This window comes from Kitasatospora cystarginea, assembly GCF_039533515.1.
Taxonomy (GTDB): Bacteria; Actinomycetota; Actinomycetes; order Streptomycetales; family Streptomycetaceae; genus Kitasatospora; species Kitasatospora cystarginea.
The window spans coordinates 151,602-167,798 of the sequence record NZ_BAAATR010000020.1; the positions used below are offsets into that span (position 1 = coordinate 151,602).

The 16,197-nt window shown below is 74.4% G+C and carries 11 protein-coding genes and 1 pseudogene; 2 read left to right on the plus strand and 10 right to left on the minus strand.

What is annotated here, in order from left to right:
- Nucleotides 1-39: 39 nt before the first annotated feature.
- The 3 genes from ABD369_RS22330 to pyrG form a co-directional block, all read right to left on the minus strand.
- Nucleotides 40-2,439 carry a tetratricopeptide repeat protein gene (locus tag ABD369_RS22330; protein WP_344638262.1) on the minus strand — a complete coding sequence of 800 codons (2,400 nt, stop codon included), beginning with the start codon at nt 2,437-2,439 and terminating at the stop codon, nt 40-42.
- Nucleotides 2,440-2,785: 346 nt separating this feature from the next.
- The gene (locus tag ABD369_RS22335; RefSeq protein WP_344638263.1) at nt 2,786-3,427 is read right to left on the minus strand and encodes an NUDIX domain-containing protein; all 642 of its coding nucleotides are present in this window, start codon (nt 3,425-3,427) and stop codon (nt 2,786-2,788) included.
- Nucleotides 3,428-3,512: 85 nt separating this feature from the next.
- Nucleotides 3,513-5,189, minus strand: coding sequence for a CTP synthase (gene pyrG / locus ABD369_RS22340; protein WP_425557724.1), 1,677 nt, complete (start codon nt 5,187-5,189; stop codon nt 3,513-3,515).
- A gap of 699 nt (nt 5,190-5,888) precedes the next feature.
- Here pyrG and ABD369_RS22345 point away from each other — a divergent pair.
- Nucleotides 5,889-7,880: a glycoside hydrolase family 15 protein gene (locus tag ABD369_RS22345; protein ID WP_344638264.1), complete on the plus strand. Its 1,992-nt coding sequence runs from the start codon at nt 5,889-5,891 to the stop codon at nt 7,878-7,880.
- A 57-nt stretch (nt 7,881-7,937) separates the two neighbouring features.
- Here ABD369_RS22345 and ABD369_RS22350 read toward each other — a convergent pair whose 3' ends face one another.
- The 3 genes from ABD369_RS22350 to yczE form a co-directional block, all read right to left on the minus strand.
- Nucleotides 7,938-9,119 (minus strand): glycosyltransferase family 4 protein, encoded by a 1,182-nt coding sequence (locus tag ABD369_RS22350; protein ID WP_425557725.1) that lies wholly within the window; start codon nt 9,117-9,119, stop codon nt 7,938-7,940.
- A 310-nt stretch (nt 9,120-9,429) separates the two neighbouring features.
- Entirely contained in the window at nt 9,430-11,163 is a 1,734-nt protein-coding gene (gene recN / locus ABD369_RS22355) for a DNA repair protein RecN (RefSeq protein WP_344638281.1), read from the minus strand.
- Between the two features lie 172 nt (nt 11,164-11,335).
- Entirely contained in the window at nt 11,336-11,992 is a 657-nt protein-coding gene (gene yczE / locus ABD369_RS22360; protein WP_344638265.1) for a membrane protein YczE, read from the minus strand.
- 118 nt (nt 11,993-12,110) lie between these two features.
- Between yczE and yczR the strand changes: the two genes are divergently transcribed.
- On the plus strand, nt 12,111-13,613 hold the full coding sequence (yczR, locus tag ABD369_RS22365) for a MocR-like transcription factor YczR (protein ID WP_344638266.1): 1,503 nt from the start codon (nt 12,111-12,113) through the stop codon (nt 13,611-13,613).
- Between the two features lie 139 nt (nt 13,614-13,752).
- On the opposite strand, the gene ABD369_RS22370 is transcribed toward yczR, so the two are convergent.
- The 4 genes and pseudogenes from ABD369_RS22370 to ABD369_RS22385 all read right to left on the minus strand — a co-directional run.
- Nucleotides 13,753-14,655 carry an NAD kinase gene (locus tag ABD369_RS22370; RefSeq protein WP_344638267.1) on the minus strand — a complete coding sequence of 301 codons (903 nt, stop codon included), beginning with the start codon at nt 14,653-14,655 and terminating at the stop codon, nt 13,753-13,755.
- A gap of 147 nt (nt 14,656-14,802) precedes the next feature.
- Nucleotides 14,803-15,609, minus strand: coding sequence for a TlyA family RNA methyltransferase (locus tag ABD369_RS22375; protein WP_344638282.1), 807 nt, complete (start codon nt 15,607-15,609; stop codon nt 14,803-14,805).
- A gap of 77 nt (nt 15,610-15,686) precedes the next feature.
- The gene (locus tag ABD369_RS22380) at nt 15,687-15,851 is read right to left on the minus strand and encodes a hypothetical protein (protein ID WP_344638268.1); all 165 of its coding nucleotides are present in this window, start codon (nt 15,849-15,851) and stop codon (nt 15,687-15,689) included.
- Nucleotides 15,844-16,197 (minus strand): annotated as a pseudogene (locus ABD369_RS22385) (hypothetical protein); the annotation flags it as partial. The pseudogene ABD369_RS22385 and the gene ABD369_RS22380, both read right to left, overlap by 8 nt.

Sequence of the window (16,197 nt, forward strand, 5' to 3'; positions counted from 1 at the left end):
TGCGCACCGCAGATCGCCACCAACCGCACAGTTACGACATTACTCCCAGGTCGGGTGGTCCGATCCGCCCCCGGCCTGCTGCCGCAGGGCGTCCAGCGTCCCCGCCACCGCCGCCCGGCCGCGCTCGTCGCCGAGGCGGCGCAGCAGCGCCAGCGCGGCCCGGTACTCGCGGTCGGCCTCCTCGAAGCGGCGCTGACCCGCGTGCGCCTCGGCCGTCCTGACCAGTAGTCGGGCCTCCGCCGGACGATCGTTCAGGCCCTGGCGCAGCGCGAGCGCGCGGCCGTACCAGTCCGCCGCCCGCACCGGGTCTCCCAGAGCCCGGTGGCACTCGCCGATCCCCTCCAGCGCACGGGCGCGGGCCGGGTCGTCGGCAGCGGTCCTGGCGTGGTCCAGGGCGGCTCGGTAGCGCGCCGCGGCCTGCTCCCAGCGGCCGGCGGCGGCCTGCAGGTCGCCCAGGTTGAGCAGGGCGGCGGCGGCCCGACGGGTGGCCCCGCCGCGCTCGGCCACCTTCAGCACCAGGCCGTGCAACTTGTAGAGATCGGCCGGGGCGGCGGCGCCGGTGAGCGGCAGGGCGCGCAGCAGCGCGGTGACCAGCCGGCCAGCCGAGCCGTCCAGGTCCGCCTGGCCGATCGCCTCCGCCACCGCGCCGAACAGCGACTCGCGCTCGCCGATCAGCCAGTCGGCGGCCTGCGCGGCGGTCCGCAGCCGGATCGGCCCCGGCAGCGGGTCCGTCACCGGACCGGCTGCCGGGTCCAGCAGCTGCCGGGCCGAGTCCACCAGCCGCACCAGCCGCTCCAGCAGCCGGGCGCGGGCCAGCTGCAGCTCGGCCGGGCGGTCGGCTGCATCGCGCAGCCGTACCAGCCGCAGGTACAGCCGCCCGGGGAGCCGGTAGCGCGGTGTGCCGTCGGCGGCGGGCGGCTCCACGTCCAGCAGCTCCCGCTCGGCCAGCTGCCGCATGACCGCCTCGGCCTCCGGCGGCGGGCAGCCGACCAGCGCGGAGGCGGTCCGCAGATCGGCGAGCTGGGCCGGGGCCAGGGTGAGCATCCGCAGCATCCGCGCCTGTGCGGGGTTGAGCGATCGGTAGGTGAGGTCGAAGGCGGTGCTCAGCGGATCGGTGTCCGGCACCGGCACCGGCCCCTGGGCCGCGGCTTCGGCGTCCTGTCCCCCGCGCCGCCGGCCGGCCTGACCATCGGCGCCCGGTCCGGGCTCCGCACCCGGCAGCCCGCGCCCGTCGACCGGACGCCCCCGCTCCGTCTCCACCGGGCGGCCGCCGGCGGCCTTGGAGATGTCGCCCGCGGCCGCCGGAACCGCACCGGTGCCCGGTCGCCCGCGGTCCGCGCGTCGCGGGCGGCCGTCGCCGGCCCGGACCGCCTCACGGCTGCCCGGCGCCGTAGCGGTTCCCTCGCCCGGGTCGCCGGGCCCGCGCCCGGCGGCGTCGCCCGTGGTCGCGCGCGTCGAGCGGTTCCCGGCTCCGAGCCGCGCCGCCTGGCCGATCAGTCGCGCCACGGCGCCGGATCCGGCGGCCTCGCCGGCCGGCCCGCCCGTCGGAACGGAGACCAGTACGCCGTCCCGCGGTCCCGCCTGGCCGCGCAGGACGGGCTTCGGTGGCTGCTCCTTCACCGCCCCGCTCCGGCCGCCGGCTCCGCCCTGGGCCACCACGGTCGCCTTCGCGGCTGCCGCCGGGGCCGCCTGTGCCAGTGCCCGCACCGCCTCGGTCACGGCGGCCTTGGGGTGGTTGCGCAGCCAGCCGGCCATCAGCCGCAGCGTGGCGGGACCGGAGCCGCAGGCCTCGGCCAGGTCGGCCGCGCCGACCGGGTCGCAGCCGATCCTGGTGCCGCCGACCAGCCCGCTGAGCAGGTCGCCGGCCGAGGGCTGGTCCAGACCGCCGAGGATGACCGGGTCGATGTCCTCGATCCCGGTGAGCGGTCCCGCGGTGGTGGCGACCACCAGGCAGCCGGGCTCGTCGGCGAGCAGCGGCCACAGCTGGCCGGCGTCCCGCGCGTCGTCAAGCAGGAGGAGCAGCCGCCTGCCCGCCTGTGCCTCGCGCAGCGCCCCGCAGGCCGGACCGCTGGCGCCGTCCCCGCTGCCGGGGACCAGCACCGCGTCCGGCACCGGGCCGAGCTGTTCGAGCAGCTGCCGGGCGATCTGCCCCGGCGGGACCCGGTTGCCGTCGGGAGCGGACAGCCGGGTGAACAGGACGCCGTCGGGATAGGCGTGGGCGATCGAGCGGACGAACCGTACGGCGAGTGTGGTGCGTCCCGAGCCGGGCCGCCCGGCCAGCACCACGACCGGGGAGCGGCCCCGCACCGGGCGGGCGGCGGCTGCGGCGAGGGCGGCCAGCTCGGTCCGCCGGCCGCTGAACAGCGCGGGCACCGGGGGCAGCCGGTCGAGTGCGCCGTCTTCGGTGGGCCGTGCGTCCATCGCCGTCTTCCTCGTCACCCGCGTCACTCCTGACCAGCCGACCCGCCCCCGGGACCCGCCGTGAGTCCGTCCGCGAAGCGTAGTTCGGCCGCCCGACGGACCGGTGCGGACACCGGTAGTACCAACCGGCGAATCACTCGTCAGAACCATGTCGAAGAGGACCGCGCGTGCCGTCAACCCCAGGTCCTGGCACGTCTCCTGGCGGCCCGCCAGCCACGCGAACTCCTCGACGGCGCGCGCCGGCCCCCTGGGAACGCGCACGGTCGCACGCTCGGTTCCCGTACGCCCGACCCCGGTCCCTACCGGGCCGGGGGCCGGGTGGGCCGCCCTGCTCCCGCTCCGCCCCGGGGAGCGCGCCGCCGGCTCAGTTCCGCTCGAACGGCCGGGCCGGCCAGGGGGTGTCGCCCGGGCGCAGCGCGTCCAGGCCGGGGCCGGTCAGGGCCGCGTGCAGCGCCAGCGCCCCGGTGACCAGGGTCGGGTTGTGGAGCTCGCCCGCGAGGACGAGCCGGACCAGTTCGTCCAGCGGCACCCGGGCGGTCTCTATCTCCAGCTCCTCGCCGTGCGCCTGGTAGCGCTCGCCCTCCGCCTCGGCGAGGTCGGTGGCGAGGAAGAGCCGCAGCGCCTCGTCCGTCCCGCCCGGCGAGGTGTAGAAGTCGACCAGCACCCGCCACTCCGCCGCCTTGCAGTGCGCCTCCTCGTAGAGCTCGCGCTGGGCGGCGTGCAGCGGGTTCTCGCCGGGGACGTCGAGCAGCCCGGCGGGCAGCTCCCACAGCCGCTGGCGCACGGGGTGCCGGTACTGGCGCAGGACCAGTACCCGCTGCTGGTCATCGAGGGCGAGGACGGACACCGAACCGGGATGGGTCTGGTAGTCACGGCGGGCGTAGCTGCCGTCGGGCATCAGCACCTCGTCGGTGCGCACGCCGGTGACCCGTCCCTGGAAGGGCACCGAGGAGGCCCGTACCGGCCAGTCCTCCGCCACGTCCCTGATCTGCTGGATGTCCGTCATCTCTCTCCCCTTAGCGCTCAGGGCCAACTATGCCAAACGGCGGCCGTGCGAAGATCCGCACGACCGCCGTCCGACGACGGGACGCCTACTCGGCGCCGGTCTTGATCCGAATCGCCGCGGCCACCAGGCCCGCGAACAGCGGGTGCGGGCGGGTCGGGCGGGACTTCAGCTCCGGGTGGGCCTGGGTGGCGACCAGGTAGGGGTGCACCTCGCGGGGGTACTCGACGTACTCGACCAGGTCGCCCTTGGGGGACAGGCCCGAGAAGAGCAGGCCGGTCTTCTCCAGGTCGGCGCGGTAGGCGTTGTTGACCTCGTAGCGGTGGCGGTGGCGCTCCTCGACGTACTGCTCGCCGCCGTACACCTCGCGGACGATCGAGCCCTCGGCCAGCTTGGCCGGGTACAGGCCCAGGCGCATCGTTCCGCCCAGGTCGCCCTTGCCGTCCACGATCGCCAGCTGCTCGGCCATGGTGGAGATGACCGGGTACTTGGCGGCGGGGTCGAACTCGGTGGAGTTGGCCTCGGGCAGGCCGGCCAGGTTGCGGGCGGCCTCGATGACCACGCACTGCAGGCCCAGGCACAGGCCCAGCAGCGGGATCCTGTTCTCGCGGGCGTAGGTGATCGCGGCGACCTTGCCGTCCACACCGCGGTCGCCGAAGCCGCCGGGGATGCAGATCGCGTCCACGTCGCCGAGGTGCTCCTGGGCACCCTCGGGGGTGACGCAGTCGTCCGAGGTGACCCACTTGATCTCGACCCGGGCGTTGTTGGCGAAGCCGCCGGCGCGCAGCGCCTCGGTCACCGACAGGTAGGCGTCCGGCAGGTCGATGTACTTGCCGACCAGGGCGACCTTGACGATGTGCTGCGGCTCGTGGACGCGGCGCAGCAGGTCGTCCCAGGTGGTCCAGTCCACGTCACGGAACGGCAGGTCGAGGCGGCGCACCACGTAGGCGTCCAGGCCCTCGCCGTGCAGCACCTTGGGGATGTCGTAGATCGACTTGGCGTCGATGGCCGCGACCACGGCCTCCTCGTCCACGTCGCACATCAGCGAGATCTTGCGCTTGATGGCCTGCGGCACCTCGCGGTCGGCGCGCAGCACGATCGCGTCGGGCTGGATGCCGATGTTGCGCAGCGCGGCCACCGAGTGCTGGGTCGGCTTGGTCTTCAGCTCGCCGGAGGGGCCGATGTACGGCAGCAGGGAGACGTGCACGAAGAAGACGTTGTCCCGGCCGACCTCGTGGCGGACCTGGCGGACGGCCTCCAGGAACGGCAGCGACTCGATGTCGCCGACGGTGCCGCCGACCTCGGTGATCACCACGTCGACGTCCTCGGTCGCCATCCGGCGGATCCGGGACTTGATCTCGTTGGTGATGTGCGGGATGACCTGGACGGTGTCGCCCAGGTACTCGCCGCGGCGCTCCTTGGCGATGACCGTCGAGTACACCTGGCCGGTGGTGACGTTCGCCGACCCGTGCAGGTTGGTGTCCAGGAAGCGCTCGTAGTGACCGATGTCCAGGTCGGTCTCGGCGCCGTCGTCGGTGACGAAGACCTCACCGTGCTGGAACGGGTTCATCGTGCCCGGGTCCACGTTGAGGTACGGGTCGAGCTTCTGCATCGTCACGCGCAGACCGCGTGCCTTCAGCAGCGCGCCGAGGCTGGAGGCGGTGAGGCCCTTGCCGAGTGAAGAGGCGACACCCCCGGTGACGAAGAGGTGCTTGGTCGTCACGGCGCGGCCGTTCGCTGCCTTGCCGGAATGGGGCTGTGCCAAGAGGGGGCTCCCGTGGGTCGCGTGTCGAAGGTGACTCCGGTGGAGGACTGCCCGCACCCGCGCCGACGAGGAGTTCGCACTCGCCCGGGGAGCCCGAAGAGAGCTCCGACGGGGTCGCCGGGGCGGCGGATCCGGGGTGGTTGATCCCACCAGTCCACGGGGTACCAGCGTATCAGCGAGCGGCACCGATCGCTTTCCGGCCGTCGCGGCGTGCTCGTCCGGGTCGTCCGGCTGCTCCGAACGGACGGCCGGATACTGCCCGGAAGGGGTGGTTCCGACATCACCCCGAGGGGCCCGGAGGGAGGAGCCCCGCCTGGTCCGTCCGGACCGTCTTCGATCCCCCACTCGGGCCACTTTGTCGATCACAGGCGTGATGGCACCCGAACCGGGCGCTCTCCGCGTGCCGCACCCCAGCTCACCGACGTATCCTGCACGGACGCATCGCCGACAGCAGAGCACGCGGAGGGCGAGGGGGTCAGGACGACACCTCTTGGTCCCCGATGCGCGACCGGACACCTCCCGTACCAGTTCACCTGTCCAGGCCAGGGGCGCACACACCGCCCCGCCGGGCGACCCACGGTCCTCCCCGCACACCGGTCGGGGGTCCGGGGGCCGCCCAGCCCGGATCTCCGGCCCCGCAGACCGCCTGCTACCGACCGTCTGCGCTGCCGCCGCCCAAATTGCGAACTGGAGACCCACGTGGCCGGCCGTATCGAGGACTACGCACTCATCGGGGACATGCAGACCGCCGCCCTGGTCAGCAGGGACGGAGCCGTTGACTGGCTCTGCCTCCCCAGATTCGACTCCCCGGCCGTCTTCGCCGGTCTGCTCGGTACCGATGAACACGGGTTCTGGCGGATCGGCCCGGCCGAACCCGTCGGTGAGGAGGTCGCCCCCACCGCCCCGCCGCAGCGCTCGCACTTCACCGATCCGGGTGAGTTCCGGGAGGTGCCGGCCACCGCGGCCGCCCCGGCCGTACCCGCCGACCGGCGCCGCTACCGGGGCGACTCGCTGATCCTCGAGCAGGAGTGGGACGCCCAGGGCGGCAGTGTCCGGGTGATCGACTTCATGCCGCCCCGCCCGCTCGCCGGGGCCGAGGCCGTCCCACAGATGATCCGGATCATCGAAGGCGTCTCCGGACGGGTGCGGATGCGCTCCGCCCTGCGGATGCGGTTCAGCTACGGCCGGATCACCCCCTGGGTGCACCGGGTCGAACAGGCCGACGGCACCCACCGAACGGTCGCCATGGCCGGCCCCGACTCGGTCTGGCTGGACGGCAGGGCCGAGACCTACGGCCGCGACCTCACCACCTACGCCGACTTCACCGTCACCGCCGGCCAGCGGATCGCCTTCGCCCTCACCTGGCAGGCCAGCCACCTGCCCGCCCCCAGCGCACCCGACGCCGAGGCCGCCCTCGCCTACACCGAGGAGTTCTGGCGCGAGTGGGTCGGCCAGTGCACCTACCAGGGCCCCTACCGCGAGCCGGTGGTCCGCTCGCTGATCACCCTCAAGGCCCTCACCTACGCCCCCACCGGTGGCATCGTCGCCGCACCCACCACCTCGCTGCCCGAGGACATCGGCGGGGTGCGCAACTGGGACTACCGCTACACCTGGCTGCGCGACGCCGCGATCACCCTCTCCTCCCTGCTGCGCACCGGCTACCGCGAGGAGGCCCGCGCCTGGCGCGAGTGGCTGCTGCGCGCGGTCGCGGGCGACCCGGAGAACCTGCAGATCATGTACGGCATCGCGGGCGAGCGCGAGCTCACCGAGTCCGAACTCGACTGGCTGCCCGGCTACGAGGACTCCAGGCCGGTCCGGATCGGCAACGGCGCCGCGGGCCAGCTCCAACTCGACGTCTACGGCGAGGTGGTGGAGACCCTGCACCTGGCCCACATGACGGGCCTGTCCCGGCACGACCACGCCCACCAGCTCCAACTCAAGCTGATCAGCTACCTGGAGAAGCACTGGACCGCGCCCGACGAGGGCATCTGGGAGGTCCGCGGGCCGCGCCGCCACTTCGTCCACTCCAAGGTGATGGCCTGGGTCGCCGTCGACCGCACCATCAAGCTGCTGGAGCAGTCCCCCTACGAGGTCCACGGGTTCCCCGGCGAGAGCCCCCTGGAGCGCTGGCGCGAACTGCGCGACCGGATCCACGCGGACGTCTGCGAGAAGGGCTACGACCCCGACCGCAACACCTTCACCCAGTACTACGGCGGCCAGGAGCTGGACGCCTCACTGCTGCTGATCCCGCAGATGGGCTTCCTGCCGCCGGACGACAAGCGCGTCATCGGCACCATCGAGGCGATCCAGCGCGAACTGGCCACCGAGGACGGCTTCGTACTGCGCTACCCCACCCACGACACCTCCGGCGAGAACGTCGACGGGCTGGCCGGCCACGAAGGCGCCTTCCTGGCCTGCTCGTTCTGGCTCGCCGACGACCTGGCGATGATCGGCCGGGTCACCGAGGCGCGGGAGCTGTTCGACCGGCTGCTCTCCCTGCGCAACGACCTCGGCCTGCTGGCCGAGGAGTGGGACCCGGTCGCCAAGCGGCAGGTCGGCAACTTCCCGCAGGCGTTCAGCCACGTGCCGCTGATCGACACCGCGCTGCGCCTGACCGCCTGCGGCGGGGCCTACCTCTCCGCCCAGCCGGACGTCCGCTCGGCCGACCGCACCGAGCAGGCCATGATGTGACCCAGCCGGGCCTACGGCGACGGGGCTCCGCCGGGCGGAGCCCCGTCGCCGTACGGCTCAGGCGCCCTCGCGCTGGACCAGTTCGTCGTAGGTGCTGAGCACCTGCGCCACCGTGGCCGCCTCGTCCGGCCAGGTCTCGGCCTGGACACGGCCGGCCGCGGCGAGCGCGGCCCTGCGGTCCGGGTCGGCCAGCAGCCCCCGTACCGCCGTCGCGAGTGCGGCCGGATCGCCGTACGGCACCAGGACCGCGGCCTCGCCGACCAGCTCGGGAATGCCGCCGACGCTGGTGGCGACCACCGGCACGCCCGCCCGCATCGCCTCCTGGACCACCAGCGAACGGGCCTCCCAGCGGCTGCTCACCACCACCAGGTCGGCGGCGGCGAGCAGGTCGGGCACGTCGGTGCGGTAGCCGAGCAGTTCCACCGGCAGCCGCTCCGCCGCGATCCGCTCGCGCAGTTCGGTACCCTCCGCGCCCTCGCCCGCGATCACCACCAGCGGGTCGCGCTCGCCCAACTGCCCGGCCGCGTCCAGCAGCAGGCCGAAGGACTTCTGCGGGACCAGCCGGCCGATCGCCAGCACCACGGGCCGGTCCGGTCCGCCGCCCAGCAGACGGGCCCGGGACGCCTCCCGGCCGAGGTCGCCGGGAGGCATCGGCGGGGCCGCGACCGGGCCCAGCCTGGCATCGGTGGCACCGAGTTCACGGGCCCGGGCGACCAGGTCGGAGGATGCGCCCAGGACCAGGTCGGCGGCCCGGGCCACCCGGCGCTCCATCAGCCGCTGCAGGCGGCGTTCCACGCCGGTGGCCAGCATCGCGTGGTGGAAGGTCACCACCAGCGGGGTCTGCGGCCGCAGCCCTGGGAAGCGTCCGGCGGTGCGCAGCGCCAGGTCGGAGAGGAGACCGGCGCGCAGGCCGTGGGCGTGCACCACGTCCGCCCCGGTGAAGGCGCGACGCAGCTCGCCGATGGCGGTGGCGTCGCTGCGGGCCCCGGCGGTGGGGGTGATGTCGACCAGGTGGAACCGGGCGCCGGTGCGGGAGAAGCCGAACAGCGAGTCCGTCCCGGCGGGGGCGCAGACGGTCACACCGACGCCGTGCGCCACCAGGCCCTGCGCCAGGGAGCGCACATGCGCTCCGATGCCGCCGGTGCTCGCGGACAGGACGAGTACCACGTGCAGCTGGCCCCGGCTCTCATGGGCCGCGGTGGGGCCGGTGCCGGTGGCCCGGGTCGCGGAATGGTCCACGTCGTCTCGCTCCGACTAGTTCACTTGCCGCACGCCGCCCGCGGGATCTCCGCGAGCGCCGCTCGGGACTGGGGTGCCAGTGTCCAGCCGCCACCATGCCAGGTCGGGAGGCGTCTTGGACAGTCGGCACCCTCGCGGGCGCGTCGTGGGACCCGACCGGGGCACGGGGAAGGGCCCGCGCGGGCGCAACGGCCGCGCGGCAGTCCCGAGCTCGGGACGGCGCGCCAGCCGTGCGGTTCCCGGCGCCCGGCCATGCTTCCCGGGGCCCGGCGAACCGCGAGAGCCCCGCGCCCGCGGGTGGCCAGGGGCGTCAGTCGCCGCGCGGGGAGCGGGCCGCCGCGAGGAGCTCCTCGGCGTGGGCACGGCCCAGCTCCGAGTCCTCCAGGCCCGCCAGCATCCGGGAGAGCTCGCGGACCCGCTCCCCGTCGTCGAGCACCTTGACCCCGCTGCGGGTCACCGTGCCGTCGTTGGTCTTCACCACCACCAGGTGCCGGTCCGCGAAGGCCGCCACCTGCGGCAGGTGGGTCACCACGACCACCTGCGCGCTCTGCGCCAGCTTGGCCAGCCGGCGGCCGATCTCCACCGCCGCCTTGCCGCCGACACCCGCGTCCACCTCGTCGAAGAGGTACGTGGGCACCGGGTCGGCACCGGCGAAGACCACCTCGACGGCCAGCATCACCCGGGAGAGTTCACCGCCGGACGCGCCCTTGGCGATCGGCCGCGGCTGCGCACCGGGGTGCGGGGCGAGCAGCACCTCGACCTCGTCCACGCCGTGCGGGCCGTAGGCGACGGTGCGCCCGTCGATCTCGATGCCCGCGAGGTCGTCGACCCGGCTGACCGCGAAGGTCACCCGGGCGTGCGGCATGGCGAGTTCGGCGAGTTCCGCGGAGACGGCCGTGGCGAAGCGGTCGGCGGCGGCGTGCCTGGCGGCCGAGACCCCGGCGGCGAGTTCGGCCAACTCGGCCCGCAGCTCGGTCTCCTGGGCCCCGAGCTCGTCGATCCGCTCGTCGTCGCCGTCGAGTTCGGCCAGCCGCAGCGCACCGGCCTCGGCCCACTCCAGCACCTCGGCGAGCGAGTTCTCCTCGCCGCCGTACTTGCGCACCAGCTGCGCCAGTACCGCCCGGCGGTCCTCGACCGCTGCCAGCCGTACCGGATCCGCGTCCAGGTCGTCGGCGTACCCGGCCAGGTCGCCGGCCACGTCGGCGAGCAGGTAGCCCACCTCGCCCAGGCGGTCGGCCAGGGCGGCGAGCCGCTCGTCGTGGTGGCGGACGGAGTCCAGGGCGCGGCGGGACTGGGCCAGCAGGGTGCCGGCGTCCAGCGAGTCCGGGTCGGCGGGGTCGCCGGCCAGGGCGGCGTGGGCGAGGGTCGCGGCACCGGAGAGCGCGTCGGCGTGGCCCAGGCGTTCGGCCTCGGCGGCCAGCTCGACGTCCTCACCGGTGACCGGCTCGGCGGCGGCGATCTCCTCCAGGCCGAAGCGCAGCAGGTCCGCCTCCTGGGCGCGTTCGCGGGCCCTGGTGGTCAGCTCCTCCAGGGTGGCCGAGACCTCGCGCAGGCGGCGGTACACCTCGCGGTAGCGGGCCAGCGGCTCGGCCACCGCCTCGCCCGCGTACCGGTCCAGCGCGCCGCGCTGGCGGGAGGGGCGCAGCAGCCGCTGCTGGTCCGTCTGACCGTGCACGGCGATCAGGTCCTCGCCGAGCTCGGCGAGCAGGCCGACCGGGACCGCCCGGCCGCCGACGTGGGCGCGCGAGCGGCCCTCGGCGGAGACGGTACGGCTGATCAGCAGCGCGCCGTCGTCCAGCTCGGCGCCGGCCTCCAGGGCGCGGGCGGCCACCGGGGAGCCGGCCGGCAGCTCGATACGGCCCTCGACGACCGCCCGGTCGGAGCCGCCGCGCACCAGCGCCGGGTCGGCCCGGCCGCCCAGCAGCAGGCCGAGGCTGGTCACCACCATGGTCTTGCCCGCTCCGGTCTCGCCGGTCACCGCGGTGAAGCCCGGTGCCAGTTCGACCACCGCGTCGTCGATGACGCCAAGATCCCGTATCCGCATCTCGTCCAACACGGAGACGACCTTACGAGGTCCGACCCCCAGCGCGCGACGAGCGGAGGTCCCGGCGGTGCAAGTTCATCCCATCCGGCACCGTCCCTGCCGACTCCGTGCGCGGGCGGCCACCGAGCGTGTACCCATCCTCGGGGGGCGAGGAGGCCGCAGGGTGCCGCCGTTACGCGGCCTCGCGCGGCGCGACCGCGCAGTAGCGCAGGAAGAACTGCGCCAGCGGCCCGATCGCCAGCGCGTACGTGATCGTCCCGAGCCCGACCGTACCGCCGAGCAGGAACCCGATCGTCACCACCGTCAGCTCCATGCCGGTGCGGATCAGCCGCAGGGAACGCCCGGTGCGCCGGTGCAGCCCGGTCATCAGCCCGTCGCGCGGCCCGGGCCCAAGCCGGGCCCCGATGTAGAGGCCGGTCGCCAGACCGTTGAGCACGATGCCCGCCGTCAGTAGCGCCGTCCGCGCGAGCCACCCCTCCGGGGCGGCGATCAGGCCGAGGGTGAGGTCCATCGCGGCGCCGATGACCAGGATGTTGCCGATCGTCCCGATGCCCGGCACCTGGCGCAGCGGTATCCACAGCAGCAGCACCAGCGCGCCCGTGATGGTCACCCAGGCGCCCATGCTCAGACCGAGGTGCCGCTGCAGGCCCTGGTGCAGCACGTCCCACGGGTTGACACCCAGCGAGGCCCGCACCATCAGCGCCATGCTCGCCCCGTACAGGCCGAGGCCGGCCAGCAGTTGCGGCACCCGCCGGGCGAGCCGGTCGGTGCTCCAGATCCTCGCGGCGCTGTCGCCCGGAGTGCTGGCGTGCTGGGAGACGGTAGCCATGGTTCGGCTCCTCGGGAGGTGGTGCGGATGTGTATGGCGGCCGAGCGGCCGGACTGCCATCATGAGGGTCCAATCGGACCCGATCCAGGTCCAATCGAGGCCAGGTGGACTGATTCGAATGAGCGAGTGGCAGAGTGCCGTGACCCCGCCCGCGCTGGCCAGGCTGCTGCGCAGCACCCAGCTGCCCGAGCCCGCCGGGCACCGGCCCGCGTACCGGACCCTGGCCGGGCAGGTCCGGCTGCTGGTCTCCGAGGGCCGGCTGCCGGTCGGCACCCGGCTGCCCGCCGAACGCGAACTCGCGCAGGCCCTGTCGCTCAGCCGCACCACCGTCGCCACCGCGTACGAGACCCTGCGCAGCGAGGGCTATCTGCGCAGCCGCCGTGGCTCCGGCAGCTGGACCACGCTACCCGAGGGCAGCAGGCCGCCCGGTGACGCCCTGCACCCCGTCCCGCCGGACGAGCGGGAGACCGTACTGGACCTCGGCGTGGCCGCACTGCCCGCCCCGCAGCCGTACCTCGGCGAGGCGGCGGCCCGGGCGATCGAGCAACTGCCCGCGTACGCCTCGGGGCACGGCCACTACCCGACCGGCGTGCCCGTGCTGCGGGAGGCCATCGCCCGCCGCTTCACCGAGCGCGGCCTGCCCACCACTCCGGACCAGATCCTGGTCACCACCGGCGCGATGGGTGCCCTGCACCTGGCCCGCCAGGCGCTCTCCGGACGCGGCGACCGGCTCGCGGTCGAGGCGCCCAGCTACGCGCACACCATCCAGTCACTGCGCCGCAGCGGCGCCCGCCTGGTGCCCGTCCCGCACGCCCGGCCGGACGGGCCGACCGCCCTGCCGCGCTGGGACGTCCAGGAGTGGCAGCGCGTCCTGCGCGGGGCCGCGCCCCGACTCGCCTTCCTCATCCCGGACTTCCACAATCCGACCGGCGCCCTGATCGACGAGGAGCAGCGCCGCGAGCTGCTCGCCGCCGCCCGCGCCGCCGGGACCGTCGTCGTGGTCGACGAGACACCTGCCGAACTCGCCTGGGGCGTAGGCACCGAGGACCTCCCCAGGCCCATGGCCGCCCTGGACCGCGCCGCCCAGGTGGTCACCGTCGGCTCGGGCAGCAAGCTCCTCTGGGGCGGTCTGCGGGTCGGCTGGCTGCGTGCGAACCCCGCCCTGGTACGGCAGTTGGCCGCCGACCGGGTCTACACCGACGTCGGCACTCCCGTGCTGGAGCAGTTGATCGCCGCCGCCCTGCTCACCGAACGCTTCGACGAGGTCCGTGCCCACCAGCTGGCCAGGCTGCGCTCCAGCGCCGAGGCGCTCATCGCCGCACTCGAACGGCAGTTGCCCGAGTGGCGGTTCGCCCGCCCGCCGGGCGGCCTGTGCCTCTGGGTGTCCACCGGCCGGGTCTCGGGCGCCGCGCTGGCCCAGGCCGGCGAACGAATCGGGGTACGGATCGCGGCCGGCTCCCGGTTCGGCGTGGACGGCGCCTTCGAGCACCACATCCGCATCCCGTTCACCGTCCCCGCACCGGCCGCCGACGCGGCGATCGCCCGTCTCGCCACCGCCGCCGACCTGGCCCAGGCCGGCCGCTGGCGCACCACCGGAGAGGCCCCGCCGCTGGCCGTCTGACCTCCGTCGGCGCGGCCCCGGGGAAGTGGTGAACCGGCCGACGTGCACCGCCCGTCGACCGCGGCCAAAGCCAACTGGCCGACGGGCGGGGGCAAGTAGGCGACAGACATCACGGCGCCTCATGCCCCTCGGGAGCCGTTCAGCAGACCTTGCCGCGCCCGCGCCACCCCGTCACCGGCAGCGCGAACTTGGCCACCAGCCGGTCCGTGAACGGCGCCTGGTGCAGCCGCGCCAGGCGCACCGGCGTACTCCCCCGGCGGACCTCCACCCTTGCCCCGGCCGGGAGTTCGACCGAACGGCGCCCGTCGCACCAGAGCACCCCGTGCGGCGTCTTCGGCTGGACCTCCACCGCCAGCACCGAGTCGGGCGAAGTCACCAGCGGCCGGGCGAACAGCGCGTGCGCACTGATCGGCACCATCAGCAGTGCCTCCACCTCCGGCCACACCACCGGACCGCCGCCCGAGAAGGCGTACGCGGTCGATCCGGTCGGCGTCGAGAGGACCACCCCGTCGCAGCCGAAGTTGGAGACCGGACGGCCGTCCACCTCGGTGACGACCTCCAGCATCCGCTCCCGCGCGGCCTTCTCGATCGACGCCTCGTTCAACGCCCAGTCCTGGTGCACCACATCGCCGTTGGTGCGGACCAGGACGTCGAGCGTCATCCGGTCCTCGATCTCGTAGTCGGCCTTGACCACCCGCTCGACCACGACCGCCAGGTCGTCCCGCTCGGCCTCCGCCAGGAAGCCGACCCGGCCAAGGTTGATGCCCAGCATCGGCAGCCCGGACTCCCGGGCCAGCTCCGCCCCCCGCAGCAGCGTGCCGTCGCCCCCGGCCACCAGGATCAGCTCGCAGCCGTCCGCCGCGCCGTGCCCACCGGGCACCCGCTCCACCCCGTCGGGCAGATCCAGGCCGACGGCCTCCGAGGCGAGCAGTCTGATCCTGATCCCCTCCTTGAGCAGGCCGTGCACCAGCCCCTCGACACTGCGCAGCGCAGCCTCACGGCCGGTGTGCGCGATCAGGAAGACCGTACGTTCCTCGCTCATGCTGCCCTCTCCCTACGCCTGCCGGGTCGCCCTTGCCCCGGTGCGGCCGCCACCGGGCGTGACGGTCGGACGCCTGCACAGCACCCTATCCGGGGGCCCTGACATCCGACCCCCGCCATCCGGCCCGGCCACCGAAGGACCTCCGGCTTACTGCGGCCCCTCCGCCACCGCCCGCTCCGCCTCGGCCGGGTCCAGCCGCGGGGCGCCGCGGCGCAGCCACAGGAAGTACTCGACGTTCCCGGACGGGCCCGGCAGCGGGCTGGCGGTGACCGCCCGGACGCCCAGCCCCAGCTCCCAGGCCTGATCGGCGACCTGACGGACCATCTCCGCCCGCAGCTGCGGGCTGCGGACCACTCCCCCGCTGCCCAGCCGCTCCTTGCCGATCTCGAACTGCGGCTTGACCATCATCACCAGGTCCGCGTCCTCGGCGCAGCAGCCCGCCAGGGCGGGCAGCACCAGACCGAGCGAGATGAACGACAGATCGCCGACCACCAGGTCGACCGGCTCCCCGCCGATCTGCTCCAGCGTCAGCTCCCGGACATTGGTCCGGTCCATCACGGTGACCCGCTCGTCGCTCTGCAGCGACCAGGCCAGCTGGCCGTAGCCGACGTCCACCGCCAGTACCCCCGCCGCCCCCGCGCGCAGCAGTACGTCGGTGAAGCCGCCGGTGGACGCGCCCGCGTCCAGCGCGCGCCGCCCCTCGACCACCAGGCCCTGCGGCACGAAGGCGGCGAAGGCGCCCGCCAGCTTGTGGCCGCCGCGCGAGACGTAGTCGGGATCGTTCTCGTCCTTGGCCACCACGACCGCCGCCGAAATCTCGACCTGCGTCGCGGGCTTGGTCGCCGTGGTGCCGCCGACGGTCACCCGGCCCGCCGCGATCAGCTCACTCGCGTGCTCACGCGAACGGGCCAGCTTGCGGCGGACCAGCTCCGCGTCGAGTCGGCGTCGTGCCACTGCCACTGGTGTTTCAGCTCCTACTGCTTTCGCTACTACCCGTACTGCTGGTGCTCGTACGGCTGCTGCTCGTCCGGTTACCGCTCGTCGAGCGCGGCCAGAGTGCCCACCAGCCGCTGATGTACATCTTCGTACACCGCCACCTGGGCAGCGGTCTCCACCCCTGCCAGCTCCGCCAGCCCGGCCAGCGCGGCATCGACCTCCGGGTGGCCCGTCGGCTCCACCGGCGCCGGCTCAGACACCGCCGCCCTCCTGCTTCGGCGCGGACTTCCTCGCGGAGGCCTTCTTCGCGCCGCCCTTCGCACTCGCGCCACCGGCCCGGCTCCCGGTACCCGGCTTCCCGGCCGCCGCCTTCTCCACCGCCTTCGTCGCGGTCTTCGCCACGGCCTTGGTCGCGGTCTCCGCCACCGCCTTCTTCGCGGCCGCACCATCGGCGGCCGTGCGTCCGACAGTCGGCTTCGTGCCGTTCGCCTTCACAGCGGCGGCCTTGGTGCCGTTCGCCTTCACACCGGCCGCCTTCACACCGGCCGCCTTCGCACCGGCCGCCTTCGCACCGGCCGCCTTCACACCGGCCCCGGCGGCCGGCCG

Excerpts from the sequence above, each read along its gene's own strand:
- yczR (WP_344638266.1), top strand. The coding sequence starts at position 12,111 with ATGAGCGAGTGGCAGAGTGCCGTGACCCCGCCCGCGCTGGCCAGGCTG.
- yczE (WP_344638265.1), bottom strand. The coding sequence starts at position 11,992 with ATGGCTACCGTCTCCCAGCACGCCAGCACTCCGGGCGACAGCGCCGCG.
- ABD369_RS22370 (WP_344638267.1), bottom strand. The coding sequence starts at position 14,655 with ATGAGCGAGGAACGTACGGTCTTCCTGATCGCGCACACCGGCCGTGAG.
- ABD369_RS22335 (WP_344638263.1), bottom strand. The coding sequence starts at position 3,427 with ATGACGGACATCCAGCAGATCAGGGACGTGGCGGAGGACTGGCCGGTA.
- recN (WP_344638281.1), bottom strand. The coding sequence starts at position 11,163 with ATGCGGATACGGGATCTTGGCGTCATCGACGACGCGGTGGTCGAACTG.